General features: G+C 41.3%; 15 protein-coding genes and 1 pseudogene. 8 read left to right on the top strand and 8 right to left on the bottom strand.

Features of this window, described 5'->3' with window-relative positions; genetic code table 11:
- Window positions 1-124: 124 nt before the first annotated feature.
- The 7 genes and pseudogenes from ACQKL5_RS18365 to ACQKL5_RS18335 form a co-directional block, all read right to left on the bottom strand.
- Window positions 125-787, bottom strand: a complete 663-nt coding sequence (locus ACQKL5_RS18365) for a methionine ABC transporter permease (protein WP_427610321.1) — start codon at window positions 785-787, stop codon at window positions 125-127.
- Window positions 787-1,827 carry a methionine ABC transporter ATP-binding protein gene (locus ACQKL5_RS18360; RefSeq protein ID WP_427610314.1) on the bottom strand — a complete coding sequence of 347 codons (1,041 nt, stop codon included), beginning with the start codon at window positions 1,825-1,827 and terminating at the stop codon, window positions 787-789. Before ACQKL5_RS18360 ends, ACQKL5_RS18365 begins: the two co-directional genes overlap by 1 nt.
- 51 nt (window positions 1,828-1,878) lie before the next feature.
- On the bottom strand, window positions 1,879-2,691 hold the full coding sequence (locus ACQKL5_RS18355) for a MetQ/NlpA family ABC transporter substrate-binding protein (protein ID WP_427610313.1): 813 nt from the start codon (window positions 2,689-2,691) through the stop codon (window positions 1,879-1,881).
- Between the two features lie 258 nt (window positions 2,692-2,949).
- A complete protein-coding gene (locus ACQKL5_RS18350) occupies window positions 2,950-3,204 on the bottom strand; it encodes a GlsB/YeaQ/YmgE family stress response membrane protein (protein WP_427610312.1) in 255 nt (84 codons plus the stop codon).
- Between the two features lie 446 nt (window positions 3,205-3,650).
- Window positions 3,651-4,115 carry a DUF2691 family protein gene (locus ACQKL5_RS18345; RefSeq protein ID WP_427610311.1) on the bottom strand — a complete coding sequence of 155 codons (465 nt, stop codon included), beginning with the start codon at window positions 4,113-4,115 and terminating at the stop codon, window positions 3,651-3,653.
- Window positions 4,099-4,651 (bottom strand): annotated as a pseudogene (locus tag ACQKL5_RS18340) (IS1595 family transposase); the annotation flags it as partial. The pseudogene ACQKL5_RS18340 and the gene ACQKL5_RS18345, both read right to left, overlap by 17 nt.
- A 98-nt stretch (window positions 4,652-4,749) precedes the next feature.
- A complete protein-coding gene (locus tag ACQKL5_RS18335) occupies window positions 4,750-5,580 on the bottom strand; it encodes an aldo/keto reductase (RefSeq protein ID WP_427610310.1) in 831 nt (276 codons plus the stop codon).
- 387 nt (window positions 5,581-5,967) lie between these two features.
- Between ACQKL5_RS18335 and ACQKL5_RS18330 the strand changes: the two genes are divergently transcribed.
- From ACQKL5_RS18330 to ald, 6 genes are all read left to right on the top strand, one after another.
- A complete protein-coding gene (locus ACQKL5_RS18330; protein WP_427610309.1) occupies window positions 5,968-6,966 on the top strand; it encodes an inorganic phosphate transporter in 999 nt (332 codons plus the stop codon).
- 237 nt (window positions 6,967-7,203) lie between these two features.
- Window positions 7,204-7,824, top strand: a complete 621-nt coding sequence (locus ACQKL5_RS18325) for a DUF47 domain-containing protein (protein WP_427610308.1) — start codon at window positions 7,204-7,206, stop codon at window positions 7,822-7,824.
- Between the two features lie 15 nt (window positions 7,825-7,839).
- Window positions 7,840-8,838, top strand: coding sequence for an inorganic phosphate transporter (locus tag ACQKL5_RS18320; RefSeq protein WP_427610307.1), 999 nt, complete (start codon window positions 7,840-7,842; stop codon window positions 8,836-8,838).
- 136 nt (window positions 8,839-8,974) lie between these two features.
- Window positions 8,975-10,228: a PucR family transcriptional regulator gene (locus ACQKL5_RS18315; RefSeq protein ID WP_427610306.1), complete on the top strand. Its 1,254-nt coding sequence runs from the start codon at window positions 8,975-8,977 to the stop codon at window positions 10,226-10,228.
- A 49-nt stretch (window positions 10,229-10,277) separates the two neighbouring features.
- Window positions 10,278-11,102 carry an EcsC family protein gene (locus tag ACQKL5_RS18310; protein ID WP_427610305.1) on the top strand — a complete coding sequence of 275 codons (825 nt, stop codon included), beginning with the start codon at window positions 10,278-10,280 and terminating at the stop codon, window positions 11,100-11,102.
- A 196-nt stretch (window positions 11,103-11,298) separates the two neighbouring features.
- Window positions 11,299-12,432 (top strand): alanine dehydrogenase, encoded by a 1,134-nt coding sequence (gene ald, locus ACQKL5_RS18305; RefSeq protein ID WP_427610304.1) that lies wholly within the window; start codon window positions 11,299-11,301, stop codon window positions 12,430-12,432.
- A 123-nt stretch (window positions 12,433-12,555) separates the two neighbouring features.
- Here ald and proC read toward each other — a convergent pair whose 3' ends face one another.
- Window positions 12,556-13,359 carry a pyrroline-5-carboxylate reductase gene (gene proC / locus ACQKL5_RS18300; RefSeq protein WP_427610303.1) on the bottom strand — a complete coding sequence of 268 codons (804 nt, stop codon included), beginning with the start codon at window positions 13,357-13,359 and terminating at the stop codon, window positions 12,556-12,558.
- Between the two features lie 269 nt (window positions 13,360-13,628).
- On the opposite strand from proC, the gene ACQKL5_RS18295 reads away from it, so the two are divergent.
- Window positions 13,629-15,197: an MDR family MFS transporter gene (locus ACQKL5_RS18295; RefSeq protein ID WP_427610302.1), complete on the top strand. Its 1,569-nt coding sequence runs from the start codon at window positions 13,629-13,631 to the stop codon at window positions 15,195-15,197.
- Window positions 15,198-15,302: 105 nt separating this feature from the next.
- A complete protein-coding gene (locus tag ACQKL5_RS18290) occupies window positions 15,303-15,902 on the top strand; it encodes a DNA-3-methyladenine glycosylase (RefSeq protein WP_427610301.1) in 600 nt (199 codons plus the stop codon).
- Window positions 15,903-16,018 lie beyond the last annotated feature (116 nt).

The following is a 16,018-nucleotide window of genomic DNA, read 5'->3' as shown; positions in this document are numbered from 1 at the left end:
CAATGGAATTTAAAAAAGCTGCCGCCTGCAAAATACAGACAGCAGCTTCAACAAGTTGCCTAGGCTTTTTTAAAATGTCCTTTACAAGGGGTACATTTTAGAATATGAGCCAGCTTTTTTATGTTCAAGATCCTTTTTTCAATTTAGACGCTGTCCAGTTGCCAAATGACTGAATCAGCTGCACGAGGCAGATTAACAGGAGGACCGTGATGAACATGACTGGAAGATCCCATTGCTGGTACCCATAGCGTAGCGCTAAATCCCCGAGTCCTCCAGCCCCCACGGCCCCGGCCATCGCCGTTGCACCAATCAACCCAATTGTCGCTATGGTCAGACAGAGCACGATCCCCGGCCTGGCTTCACGCAACATGATTCGGAAAATGATTTGGGACCTTGACGCCCCCATTGCCGAATAGGCCTCGATGATGCCACGATCCACTTCCAGCAGGGCCGTTTCTATCAAACGGGCAATATACGGTGCCGTAAACACGATTAGTGGAACAATTGCCCCCTTAACACCGATTGCCGTGCCTGCCACCCATTCAGTGAAGGGGATGATGGCCACGATCAAGATAATGAACGGAACCGAGCGTATGATGTTAACTAGAACATTCAATAGAAGAAAGACCCCTTTATTCGGTGCAAGATGGTCTTTTCTCGTTATTACCAGTAGCACCCCTATTGGGATGCCAATGAGGGTCGCAATGAAAAGGGCGATCCCGACCATCAATAGCGTTTCGTATAGAGACTGGGTAAATAACGGTGACATCTCTAATAATCTTTCCATCATGGCTTCACCACCCCTAGTTCCTGTATGACATCCACATGGTGGACCGTCTGTTCAAGATAACCTATGGCCCTCATAATTGCTTCTTCCTCACCCGAAATATGAAGCAGCATCATACCAAGCGGCATCCCTTTAACCGTAATCATCGAACCGCTTAACACATTAGTAACTACAGAAAAACGGACGGCAAGGGAATGCAGGACCGGATTAAGTGCAGCCTCTCCCCTGAATGATATCCTGACAACTTTGGAGACCGGCCTTTCTACCAAGATGTTGTTCAACATCATGGTTGGAATCGCATCATCGAAAATGGTACGGATGAAGTTCTTCGTCGTTGGTGCTTGGGGCCTACTGAAAATGTCAAGAACGGAACCCTGTTCGATTATTTCCCCCTGCTCCAGGACAGCAACGCGGTCACAGATCTTTTTAATCACTTCCATTTCATGAGTGATCAGCACGATCGTCAAGCCTAGCTTCTCATTAATATCAAGCAAAAGGTCAAGAATCGACTCTGTCGTGTGCGGATCAAGTGCGGAAGTCGCTTCATCGCATAATAGAAGTTCAGGGTCCATGGCCAACGCGCGTGCAATGCCTACCCTTTGCTTCTGTCCCCCTGACAGTTGGGATGGATATTCCCCTGCTTTATCCTGCAAACCCACTAACAAAAGCAAGCTGTCCACTTTCCGCTTGATTACTTGTTTTGAAACCTTATTCATCCTTAAGATTTCTGCCACATTATCAAACACATTATAGGAGTTTAGCAAGTTAAATTGCTGAAAAATCATCCCGATTTTCTTTCGTGATAATCGCAGCTCTCTTTCACTCAACTGCAATAAATCGACGCCATTCACGATGACTTTACCACTAGTCGGTTTTTCCAGTAGATTAACCGTCCGTAGAAGTGTGCTTTTTCCAGCTCCACTAAAGCCAATCACGCCGAAAATCTCGCCTCTGTTCACGGAAAGGGACACCCCTTTTAATGCATGGACGCTTTTTTTCCCCACTTTATAGGTTTTGTGTATATCAGTCAGCTGAATCATCCTAGACCCCCTAATTCGAAACTTTATTTTCAGGTTTGGGCCAGCCACCTTTTATTCAAAAGGTTGATCAACCGTTTTAAACACGCCCTCATAGTTTTCTTTTATGAATGCTTTCACTTCTTTTGAACTATATAATTCGGTTAATTTTTTGTAGTCTGCATTATCTTTATTTTCTTCTGCCGTTGCCAAGTAAATTGGGAACTTTTCTCCTTGTTCGATATATAATGGATCTTCCTTTGGATCGTATCCGTTTTGGATTGCAAAGTTACTAGGAATAATCGCGACGTCCAAGCTGTTCATCGCTGGAGCAAGCATCCCGCCTTCAAGCTCCTTAAATTTCAATTTCTTTGGATTTTCGGCAATATCCTGAATCGTTGCATAATTTTCAAGGCCTGGTTTCAACTTGATTAAGCCCGCTTCTTCATATAGCAAAAGACCCCGCCACAGATTAAGAGGATCATTCATGATACCCAGTGTAGCCCCATCCGGAATTTCATCTATCGTCTTATATTTTTTCGAATAGAAAGCCATATTTGTGGTAAAAACTTTCCCAACCGTTGTGATATTGGCTTTATGGTTCTCATTATATTGTTCTAAATACGGTTTAGTTTGGAATACATTTACATCTAAATCTCCATTTTCAAGAGCGCGGTTAGGTGTGACGAAATCATTGAATGGTACAATCTCCATCTTGATGCCCTCATCCTTGGCCACCTCTTTCACTTTTTTCGCTACCTCTTCAAAAGGACCAGCGGAAACCCCCACTTTAATCGTCTTTTCTTGGACTTGCTCATCACTGCCGCAACCTGCCAATAAAATTAAACCAGTTATTGCAAGAAGCATCCCCATCATTTTTTTTGTCATAATTAATCTCCCTCCCCATTTTTCAGTATACAATTATTATTATTTTAAAAACACCTAATTTTCGCATTGCCGTATATTTTAAAATAGCTAATGGTTTTTTTATTTATTTAACTATAATAAATACTAATTTATTCAATAATATTGGAACGAAAATAGGCAGTCGCTGTGAAAGCAACTGCCTAATGTAAACCGTTATCAAGTTGAAATTTTGAGCAAATAAATAAGCTGGCCTCATAGGGCCAGCTACATTTTTGTTTATTATGACGCTCTTCTTGTTCCTCTTAAGATTAAGCTTAAGATGAATACAAATACGATAGCACCGATTAATGCTGGAATGATAGCGAAATCTGCTACTGAAGGTCCCCAAGTTCCAAGAATTAATGAACCTAACCATGCACCAACAAAACCTGCAATGATGTTACCAACAATACCGAATGGTACGTCGCGTCCAACAATCATACCTGCTAACCAACCGATAATACCACCGATAATTAATGACCATAAGAATCCCATAATATATTTCCTCCTTGAGTAAATAAATTTTATTCAGCAGACTAGAAGAAATCCAATCACTTTCATTATTCGTGTCCTATCAAGACTAACCTTTACACTCAAAAGGTATAATGCCTGGTACACATATCTTAATAATGAGAATGCTACTGGTTATTTAAAAGTTAACTTTTGTCCAAATGGATTTGATTGGACACTGCGTAATGTTGGTGTGTGTCTTTCTTCTTGTTTGCTGTTGTACTAAGTATTTTCCCCATATTCTAAATCTAAAACCTTATTTTATTTTTATTTTTTTATAGTTTAAATAAGGATTACCTCAATAAAGAACAGGGTATAATACTATTTTTTATCTTCTGCTATCGTATTAATCCGTTTCTTTCTTATAAAAAAGCTTTGTTAAACAATAGTGTTGATTTTAAGAAGCTTTATGCGTGAAGGTCTTTTTTTCATTACCACGCAGATAACCTTGTTCTTGTATCGTTTTCATCGGTAATATATTCAACATCTTCAAATCCAGATTCTATTGCATTCTTGTATAGTAATTCGATTGTTTCTTTATTTTTACAATAGATGGTGATATAACAACTATCGACCACTAATAAAATAAGCTCACATTGACTTTCAATAAATTCTTCATAGGTTTCAATATCAGAAAATTCGCCTTTTGGATATGCTTGTAAGTCAGCGAAAATAATATAATATATATTGTTTTCTAATAGGGTTTTAAGTTCTGCACCTTCAATTACTTTTTTATCTTCTGTGAAAAGTTCTTCATCTAATTCATCATCAACTATTATATATGACTCACCGTTACCAATTCGCCAACTGAAAACAGTTATGTCAATTGGCTTTAGCACTTCTCCGATAAAGGTTCCATATTCATTTGGAATTTCAAAGCTAATTCCTTTCTTCATAAAAAAACAACTCCCCCGAAGCATTGTAAAACAAAGCAGTTTGATTAAATTTCATTTTTCTTAGACTTTTATATGTTTCAATGGTTGAAAATAACGAGCTTTCTACAATCATTTTACTCACTATTTCGTTATCACTTCGATGTTTAACTACATCTAAGAAGTGAAACCAGCTCAAATGAGTTTTGATAATACGACCAGTACCAAGAACCCCTGAAAAAGTTGCTTTTTGTCCGTCTCTTGCGATTAAGACACAAACCTGTTCGTGACTAATCCCACGAAATCTTGAGGAGCCGCCACGTTTGCGAGGCTTACGCCCTTCAATGTTTCTTTTACCCTTTTCAGAATACAAAAAATAGGTTTCATCCATCTCCACAATCCCTGAAAATGAATTAAAGTCCATTTGCTTTAATGCAGACAATACCTTATGTCTCCAATAAAAAAGTGTAACGAAATGAACATCACCTAAGGTCTGCGGATTTGCGAAGAGAATTACCTTCCAACATACATTTAATGAAATCTAACCATTTATCAGGCTTTATCAAATATCAACAGAGTTAAATAACATAGCCTATAAAAAAAAGAGTGCCCAGATTTCACTAGGGCACTCTTTGGGTGATTCATGTAAAGCATCACTTTAAAAAATAAGTTTATCCGGATCGCTGCCGAATCGTTCGTTTTTGTTCAAGGCATCGATTTGATTCATCTCATTAAGGCTTAATGAAAAATCGAAGACTTGAGCGTTCTCCTCAATACGTGAAGGTGTGATGGATTTTGGAATCACGATGATATCATGTTGCAAATGCCATCTGATCAACACCTGCGCAGAGCTTTTACCATGCTTCTTCGCAATATGATTAATGGTCGGTTCATCTATTAAATGACCGCGTCCAAGTGGGCTCCAAGCTTCAACCTTGATATCATGTTTCTTGCAGTAATCGCGAATTTCGGTTTGAGTCAATAATGGATGTAGCTCGATTTGATTGACGACAGGTTTGACCTCACTGTTTGCCAATAGATTTTCTAAATGGTGAACATGGAAGTTACTTACACCAATTGATTTCACTTTTCCATCTTTATAAAGTTTCTCTAGTGCCTTCCATGTGTCCAGGTATTTATCTTGGCCTGGCCAGTGAATCAAATATAAGTCCAAATAGTCCAAGCCCAGCCGTTCCAAGCTATCCTCAAAAGCCTGAAGCGTCGTTTCATATCCTTGTTCCGTATTCCATACTTTCGATGTGATGAACAATTCTTCACGTGGGATTCCACTTTCCCTTATCGCTTGTCCCACACCTTCTTCGTTTTCGTAAATAGCTGCGGTATCAATTGCACGATATCCTATCTCAAGGGCCTTCTTGACGGATTCAACCGTTTCTTCACCGTTTTTCACCTTGAAAACACCGAAACCCAGTTGTGGCATTTGTACTCCATTATGTAAAGTGATTTTCTCTCCAACAGTTGAAATCATAAGGTATACCTCCATAGTTTTTATTTTCCAATTATATCATCTGCATCATGGCAATTCGAAAATTAAGCCTCGGAATTGCATGTCAATATGCGTATAAACGATCCATTATTCTACAAAAGTAGAGTTTATAGAAAGTTTTCTCCTAAATAAAAAAATATTTTGTAAGAAAATGACGAAACATCTTTCCTTATAGATAAGAAATTCGTTACAATTGAATAGTTGGACAAAAAATGTTAAAAGTAGGTGTCTTCTTTTTTAAAAGAATAATCCATTACTATAACTCCCATTCTAAATAAGAAGGAGTTGTAAGATTGTCTTTCACCCACTCTTCGGACGCAAACTAGGTTTTTCATTTACATACTTGAATATTAAGGGAGTCTTCCATGCATGAGTAGTATATTCATTTTAACCGCTGCAATTATTTTCTTTGCCTTAGTTTTTGACTTTATCAATGGGTTCCATGATACAGCCAATGCAATCGCTACCGCAGTATCAACTAAAGCGCTTCAACCACGTCACGCCATCGTCATGGCCGCGATCATGAATTTATTAGGAGCATTGACATTCACGGGAGTTGCACAAACCATAACGAAGGACATCGTCGATCCATTTACGTTAACCAATGGCTCATATGTCATTCTAGCAGCCCTGGTTTCGGCAATCATATGGAATTTGGTCACCTGGTACTTTGGGATTCCAAGTAGTTCATCCCATGCTATCATCGGTTCCATAGCAGGAGCTACGATAATAGCAGGCGGTTTTGACTCCATCAAGTGGGGTGGTTTTTCTAAAATTGTCCAAGCTTTGATCTTATCTCCAATCATTGCATTTGCAGTCGGTTTTATCGTGTATAGTATCTTTAAGATCGTATTTAAAAATAATAACTTAGGTAAGACCAATAAACGTTTCCGGAGAATTCAAATTCTTACGGCCGCCATTCAATCGTACACACACGGAACAAACGATGCCCAGAAGTCGATGGGGATCATCACATTGGCCCTAATGGCCAACGGATATGCCCAAACTTCCAACATACCATTTTGGGTACAACTTTCTTGTGCGGTGGCCATGGCCCTTGGTACTTCTATCGGAGGATGGAAAATCATTAAAACAGTCGGTGGAAAAATCATGAAGATCCGTCCTATAAATGGAGTGGCTGCGGATATGTCAGGTGCCGCCATTATCTTAGGGGCTACCATCATTCATATGCCTGTCAGTACAACCCACGTCATCTCTTCTTCCATACTCGGTGTTGGCTCGGCACATCGGATTAAAGGAGTAAAATGGACTACAGCAAAAAGCATGCTGGTCACATGGTTTATCACGTTACCAATTTCAGCTGCCTTGGCAGCAACTATTTACTATATCATTTCCTTGTTTTTATAACACAGTGAACCTTTCCGAATTGGAAAGGTTTTTCTTTCGATTACATTCAATCGAAGAACTAGATATTCCCATAACAGCCTTTCCTCCTATCTTTTTGTTAAGTTTTATTAAGATTTTGTAAATTTTCGTCGAAAAACCTTTCCTAATGCTAGATGAATTCGTTACAATCAAATTGTTAATACTTAAAGCATACACATCTTTTCGTAAGTACGCTTGACTAATTGGGAGGCATTAACCATGGCTTTTAAATCTAAAAAAGACAAATTCGCAGTAATGCTTTTAAACATTGCTCAAAACATCAAAGAAAGTGCAGACTATTTCGCAGATTATAAACTTAAAAATATCAGCGACTTAAAAGTTTTTTCAGATAAGATGAAAGATTACGAGCATAAGGGCGATGAAATGGTTCATACCATCATCAAAGAGTTAAACAACGCCTTCATCACCCCTATTGAACGTGAAGATATTCTTGAATTGACCATGAGAATGGATGATGTCATTGACGGTTTAGAGCATTGTTCCGCTTTGTTCGAAATGTATTCCATCGTTAATGCGGATGAGTATATGATAAAGTTTGTCGATGCCATTAAAGAATGTACGTATGAAATCGAACATGCTGTCGATACACTTTCAACTAAAAAGTTACCAATGATTCGTGAAAATGCGATTAAGATTAAAGAGCTTGAATCTGTTTGTGATGGCATTCAACGTCAATCGATTAAAAACTTGTTCATCGTTGAAAAAGATCCAATCAGAATCATTCAATATAAAGAGATTTACGAAAGTCTTGAAGAAATTGCTGATAACTGTCAAGCCGTTGCCAATACACTTGAAACAATCATAATGAAAAACGCCTAAGGAGTACCCCCAAAAATGGATACTTTGTTACTTTTAACGATTATCATTGTTTTCCTAGCACTTGCGTTCGACTTCATCAATGGTTTCCATGATACGGCGAATGCCATTGCCACATCTGTTTCAACAAAAGCGTTAAAACCTAGGCATGCTATTATCATGGCCGCTATCATGAACTTTGTCGGAGCTATGACCTTTACGGGGGTAGCGAAGACGATTACGAAGGATATTGTGGATCCGTTCACGCTTCCGAATGGTTCCTATGTGATCATGGCCGCTTTACTTGCAGCGATTATATGGAACCTTCTAACGTGGTATTACGGAATACCAAGCTCTTCTTCCCATGCATTGATTGGTTCAATCGCAGGTGCCGCAATTGCTGCAGCCGGCTTTGGTTCGATTAAATGGGAAGGATTCTTGAAGATCATTCAGGCGTTGATTTTCTCCCCTATTATTGCTTTCTTGATCGGTTTTATCGTGTACAGCATCTTTAAAGTTGTATTCAAAAACAATAACTTGACGAAAACGAATCAAAGGTTCCGTACGATTCAGATTGCCACTGCCGCGCTTCAATCGTACACTCACGGAACGAATGATGCTCAAAAAGCGATGGGAATCATCACACTGGCGTTGATTGCCAATGGATATACAACAAGCAATGATATCGCTATATGGGTGCAATTCAGTTGTGCCGTGGCAATGGGTCTCGGAACATCGATCGGTGGATGGAAAATCATCAAAACCGTTGGCGGAAAGATCATGAAAATCCGACCAATTAATGGTGTCGCAGCTGATTTAACGGGCGCTTTCATCATTTTTGGAGCGACGCTGATTCATATGCCAGTAAGCACCACTCATGTTATATCGTCTTCCATTCTTGGAGTCGGTGCATCCCACCGGGTTAAGGGAGTTAAATGGGGAACCGCACAAAGAATGCTCATTACTTGGTTCATTACCTTGCCTATTTCCGCCACATTGGCTGGGTTGATATACTTGGCTATAAATTTCTTATTCTAACGTTTCCAAAAACCTGCTGATTCAGCAGGTTTTTATTTTTACCTGGAATTCTTCTATCCTATTACTATGTTAAATAAGGATAATCGTTTAAAATTTGTATAAGAAGGAAATTTTTAAAGCGAGGGGTCTTAGTAATATGAAGGATTTTACGAAAAACAGGGATATTTTCAAGGACCTTTACGGGGATATGATGGAATTTGCAGATAGAATCAGTTCGGTATTAGGCTGTCCCATCACAATAGAAGATGGAAATCATCGTCTCCTTGCCTATAGTACGCATGACGATACTACAGACCAGGCCCGCATCATGACCATCATTGGCAGGCGGGTACCCGAAAAGGTCATCAACAGCTTATGGAAAGACGGTATCATCCCTTCCTTATTAAAAGATGAGGCCCCGATTAAAGTTGATGCCAAGCATGACGTTGGTCTCGGCAATCGCGCAGCGGTATCCATTCGGAAAAATAATGAAGTCTTAGGCTTCATCTGGGCTTTGGAAGTAAACGAACCCTTTTCTGAAGAGGCTATGGATTTTCTCCATTTCTCTGCAAAGGAAGCTAAAAATCAACTACAACAGCTACAATTGAAAAAGAAAAGGAAAGAAGCGGGACATCAAGAGTTTCTTTGGCGCATGTTAACGGGGCATTATCAGGAAGAATCTGAAATCATTGAAAATTTTGCGAAGCTATCTATTCCTGTCCCTGTCGTTTTTTCCATATTGGTGTTCGAATTCCCTGAAGAGATCAACCGGGAAGTCGAACGCTTCATATCCTATATGCTAACGACCACCCAAAAGGTTCATTGCTTCTTGTTTGCCATTGATCAGAATAGGCTCATTCTTTTTACAGGATCCAATCAGGAGAATGATTCCGCTTTCTCCACTTATGAATTCATTCCTTACTTCATCTTAGAAATGCAACGCCGTTTCGGTGTCGAACATATCCTTGGGGCATCCGGAAACCTGTATAAAAGCCTGACCGATGTAAAATCAAGTTATGAGGAAGCGCAGTATACCCTGAAAATGAAAACAATCTTTCCTATTGAAATGGAGCACATTCGCCATTATGAGGAGCTTGGCATGTTTCAAATGCTTGAAGTCTTTGCAAGCAATAAACAGCGAACGGTCCATCCTTCCATCCTAAAGCTCAAGGCCTATGATTCGAAAAACCAAACGGAATTATTGCACACACTTACCGTCTATCTCGAAAAGGACGACAATCCCAATGAGGCTTCAAGAACTCTCCATATCCATGTCAATACATTGAACTACCGCTTAAAACGAATTAGCGAGATTGGAGATATCCGCTTAAGAGATCCGATCCAAAAGATGTCCCTCTTTTTGGACATCAAGATCGAACAATATAAAGAGTTCCTTAAAAACACACGATGAATTCCAAAAAAACCGGTAATGCTAGGTATACAGAAAGGAGCAATACATCATGAACCTGGAATCAAGAGAAGACCTAGAAAAAGAACTGCTGATCGTGAAAAAATGGGAAAAGGAACAAAAAGGTTTGTGGATTTGGGACCGGATTGGCCGTCTCCCGTTTAAGATACTCGACAAGGTGACCCCTGCCTTCATTCAAAAGAAGCTGGGGATTGTGCTCGATGAAATAGGTAGCTATATACAGACCGGCGGGAAATACTTAACGAAAGAGTCCACCATCATAGGAAAGTTGCAGGCTCAAAAACCAGAATTAGAGATCACTCAGTTGGAAGACGTTTCAAGTAAGGTCCCGCTCCAAATTATGGACTTTGTCAGTCAAGATATTAAAAAATCCGGCAGCAACTTAGCAACAGTCCAAGGAGCTAGTACCGGAATAGGCGGAATCTTCACCTTGGCCATTGATATCCCCCTCCTTCTCGGCATGTCCATTAAAACCCTGCAAGATATCGCGGTTGCATATGGATACAATCCGCGGGACAAGCAGGAACGGATTTTCATCGTCAAATGCCTTCAATTTACCACTTCGGATATCGTTGGAAAAAAGACGCTTCTAAAGGAACTGGAGAATATGAATCTTCCTGGATCAGAATCAAAAAGGGAAATCGCTTCCGAGTTACAAGGGTGGCGGGAAGTGGTCTATACATACCGTGATCAATTCGGTTGGAAGAAACTGTTGCAAATGGTGCCAGTCGCAGGCATTATCTTTGGAGCTTTCACCAACCGTTCCATGATTGCCGACATCGCGGATACAGGCATGATGATTTATAAGAAAAGGCGGATTGAAGAACGAATAAGAGACATCGTTCCCATTGATTAATTTCATGTTACATTTTCTTACATTCACCTTGAATAACCAAGTTCCAATCCAATAGTCACCCATACCGTTCGACTCTGCCTTTGTGGAATTTCACAAAGGCTTCTTTTTCACTTTTCTGATTTCAACATACCAACCTTTTCCATTCCTGTTTATACTTTAGGTAATACTTAAAAAGAAACTCTTGGAGGGATTTTAGATGAGAATAGGCATTCCGAAAGAAATTAAAAACAACGAGAACCGTGTAGCTATCACTCCAGCTGGCGTTATGGCATTAGCCAATGCCGGACATGAAGTTCTAATAGAAATGAACGCTGGGTTAGGAAGCAGTTTCACCAATGAATCCTATCAAGAAGCTGGCGCCATCATGGTTGAAGATGCTGCAAGCGTTTGGGATAGCACAGATATGATCATGAAGGTTAAAGAACCTATCCCATCTGAATATAAATATTTCCGCAAAGACTTGATCCTTTTCACATATCTTCACCTTGCTGCTGAACCGGAATTGGCGAAAGCATTGAAGGACAATGGTGTACTAGCCATTGCCTATGAAACGGTATCTGTAAATCGCACATTGCCTTTGTTAACACCTATGAGCGAAGTGGCCGGACGCATGGCCTCTCAAATCGGTGCTCAGTTCCTCGAAAAGAACAACGGCGGTAAAGGCATTCTACTAAGTGGTGTACCTGGTGTGAAACGTGGGAAAGTAGCCGTCATCGGCGGTGGAATGGTTGGTACGAATGCAGCGAAAATCGCCATCGGTCTAGGGGCAGATGTGACCATTCTTGATTTGAGTCCTGACCGCCTACGCCAATTGGATGATATCTTCGGCAATCAGTTGACCACTCTCATTTCCAATCCATTTAACGTTGCGGAAGCCGTTAAAGAAGCGGATTTAGTCATTGGTGCGGTTCTGATTCCAGGTGCGAAAGCTCCTAAACTCGTCTCGGAAGAAATGGTCAAATCCATGTCTCCAGGATCAGTCATTGTCGATGTTGCCATCGACCAAGGCGGAATCTTCGAAACGGTTGATCATATTACAACACACGATAACCCTACTTACGTAAAACATGGTGTCGTTCATTATGCAGTGGCAAACATGCCTGGAGCGGTCCCTCAAACATCGACCGTTGCCTTAACGAACGTAACCGTTCCTTACGCTTTGCAAATTGCCAATAAAGGCGCCGTTCAAGCAATTCTTGAGAATGAAGCCTTGGCAAAAGGGGTAAACGTAGCAAACGGGGAAATCACGTTCGAAGCCGTTGCGAAAGACCTTGGTTATACCTATGTAAATGTAGTGAACGCATTGGATCAAAATAATATTAATGCCTAATAAAAAAGAAGGGCCCAAAACGACTAGACGTTTTTGGCCCTTCTTTTTTTACTTTTGGCCTCTTTCCACTTTCACGCATTTAATGAAATATGTGATAAAGCCTGCAAGAAAGCTATATGATCATTAATTGATTCCCTTTGTTTTATCTGTGCAGGCTTTCATCGCCTCCAAAATGCTTGCCCTGAACCGATTCTCTTCTAACGTGGCAACAGCTGCTATCGTTGATCCCCCTGGTGTGCAGACGTCATCCTTTAATGCTCCCGGATGCTTCTCCGTTTCTAGCACCATTTTAGCGGCTCCCAATACAGCTTGTGCTGCCAGGCGATATGCTTGGGTCCTTGGAATGCCGTCCCTGACACCCCCATCGGCGAGTGCTTCAATGAACATGTATACATATGCCGGTGAAGAACCACTGATGGCCGGCACTGCATCCATTTGATGTTCTTGTATGAGCTCGGTCTTTCCAAAGCTATTCAACAGAGTAGTGACATCCAATATATCCGCTGCAGTGATTTCATCATTCATGCTGATTACCGTCATGCCTTCCCCAACGAGGGATGGGGTGTTCGGCATCGTCCTTGCGACCTTCACCGGTTTGCCAAGGCCCTCTTCAATTTGTGAAGTGGTGATTCCAGCTGCCATCGTAATGATTACTACATCTTCTTTTACATAATCCTTCACTTCTGAAAGAACTTGCTCGTGCAAGGCTGGTTGAATGGCCAGGAAAAGCATATCGGCAAACCCAGCCACTTCCTTATTATCTAAGCAAGCTTTCACCGCATATTTTGAGGTGATTTTTGTTAGGGTCGCTACACTTGCTGTACTGACCATGACCATTTCAGGTGAAACGATACCTGATCGCAGCATGCCTGCAAGCATCGCCTCTCCCATTTTTCCGCACCCAATGAATCCAATTTTTTTACTCATATTTTACACTTCCAATCATATCTTCATCTAGTACCTTATTATAGCGGATACGGCTAAGAGAAACATGCCCAAGACTTCCTAACATGCAGAATAGTGAGAATCTAGGACCAATATTCCCTTCGCACTCCTGAAAATCCCCATTCTAGATAGTGAATTTTTTAGCGAAAATTTTGGATTGATTGTATGGTCAGGAAACGTTTATAATTTTTTCCAATTAGTCAATCAATAATATTGAAATGAGAATTACCCTACAGGAATGGAGACCCGAAATGGACATGAAGAAAAATTCAATCAATACCACACTTGTCTTGACTGGATTGATCATTGGGATGTTTTTCAGCTCATTGGAACAGACGATTGTCGGGACAGCGATGCCGACAATTATCGGAGAATTGAATGGCTTCACCATTTTTGCCTGGGTTACGACGGCCTATTTGATTGCTTCCACGACTGTCGTACCTATCGTGGGGAAGTTATCGGATTTATATGGCAGGCGGTCTCTTTACCTGCTTGGAACGATTATTTTTACAGTTGGTTCCTTCTTATGTGCCACTGCCACTTCAATGGAACAGCTCATCATCTACCGGGGGCTACAAGGAATTGGTGGCGGGATGATTATGCCCTTGTCCCAGACCATCATCGGTGATATTTTCACGGCTGAACAAAGAGCTAAATGGCAAGGTGTTTTCGGGGCCATCTTTGGATTAAGTGCGGTCATCGGCCCCTTTTTGGGTGGACTGATTGTGGATCATATCAGCTGGCACTGGATTTTCCTCATTAATGTTCCAACGGGTTTATTATCGGCAGGCATGATATATATCGGATTAAAGCATGAAACGATTTTGAAAAAGGAGAAAGTGAACATTGATTACTTAGGCATTATCACCTTGATCCCCGGCATTGTATTGCTATTGCTCGGATTGACCTTTGGTGGTGATAAGTTTGACTGGATATCGCTTACCTCCTTTTCTATCTTTGTCAGTACCCTGATTTTCCTCGTTTTATTTGTTATGTTTGAAAGAAGGGCCATTGAGCCGATTCTCGATTTATCCCTCTTTAAGAATAGGGTCTTTGCCACCACGAATGCATTAGGTTTTTTATTGGGGCTCGGCATGTTCGGGGCCATCATGTTCGTACCGCTTTTCATGCAAGGAGTACTGGGTGTATCACCTACTAAAGCTGGTTCGACCATGACCCCGATGATGATTGGGATGATTCTGGCAAGTGTCGTCGGAGGACGGTTGCTGTTAAGATTCCGGTTTCGTACGGTGCTGACCTCGGGAATGGCTTTTACAAGCCTTGGATTTATCCTCATGAGTACGATGGATAGTGAAACCAACACGCTGACTGCCTATATTTTCATGGCCGTCCTTGGAGTAGGAATGGGGCAGGTCATGCCGACTTTGATGATAGCGGTTCAAAATGAATTCCCTAAATCGCAGCTTGGTTCGGTCACCGCAGCCTCGACCTTCTTTCGTTCAATAGGCGGAACGATGGGCATTACGATTTTGAACGCTGTCATGAATCACCATCTTCAAAGGAATATGGATGATGCAGTGGTGAACGAAAAAAATCCTGTATTGCATGAAGCATTGGGAGCACTAGCCGATCAGACCGATAAGCTATTCAACATCATGCTTTATCCTGAAAACCTGAAAATGCCGCCAGAAGTCAGCAATGCCTTGATCAAAACGATTGAACACGCCTGGATCCAAGCTTTTTCAAGCGTCTTCATCACCGGTATCTTTTTTGTTGCCGCTGGTATCTTAGTCGCCTTATCCGTAGGTTCCGGTCAAATTAAGCGGGATCAAGCAGTAAAAGATGATAGGAGCATATAAGAATCGTGATCGGCTCATTGTAGCCGATTTTTTCATTGTCACCTGAGGTTTCTTTTTCGTCCTGAAGGGAAATTTAACTGTAACATACATATTTGGAGTGATACGATGCAAAACGACCCTACGATCCCATCCATCTTGCCACAGGAATTTTACAACCAGCCGACCCTTGAGCTGGCCCAATCACTTTTGGGCTGTCTCCTTGTGAAAGAAACCCCGGAAGGAACGGCTGCCGGCTTTATCGTCGAAACCGAAGCCTATATGGGTGCCATGGACAGGGCTGCTCACAGTTTTGGAAATAGAAGGACCAAGCGCACGGAGGTCATGTTCGGTGAGTCTGGCATGATTTATACATACTCCATGCACACCCATACACTGGTTAATGTCGTGAGTGGTGGCCCCGATATACCTGAAGCCATTTTGATACGCGCAGTGGAACCCTATGTGGGGCTGGATTTAATGCATGAAAGGCGTGGACTTCCTGATGTCCGCAAGCTGACGAACGGACCGGGAAAATTATCTAAAGCATTGGGCATTACGATGGCAGATTACGGACATTTTTTCACAGAACCCCCCTTATATCTTACATCGGGTAAACAGCCTGAACACATTTCAAGCGGACCCCGTATCGGAATCGGGAACTCTGGGGAAGCAAAAGACTATCCATGGCGATTTTGGGTGACGGGAAGTCCTTTTATTTCCCGTTAACATGAGGGCAGGCAGAACAGGTAAAGGCATATGACAACAATGAGTACTTACCTTTTCCCTTCTCTGCCTCCTTCCCAACCCATGCACGAGCTTTTTCCCTCTCACCTAGACATGAC

This window comes from Peribacillus sp. NPDC097675, assembly GCF_050277655.1.
Classification (GTDB): Bacteria; Bacillota; Bacilli; order Bacillales; family DSM-1321; genus Peribacillus.
Note: the sequence above shows the minus strand (reverse complement) of the source record. Positions and strands in the feature narration are given on the sequence as shown.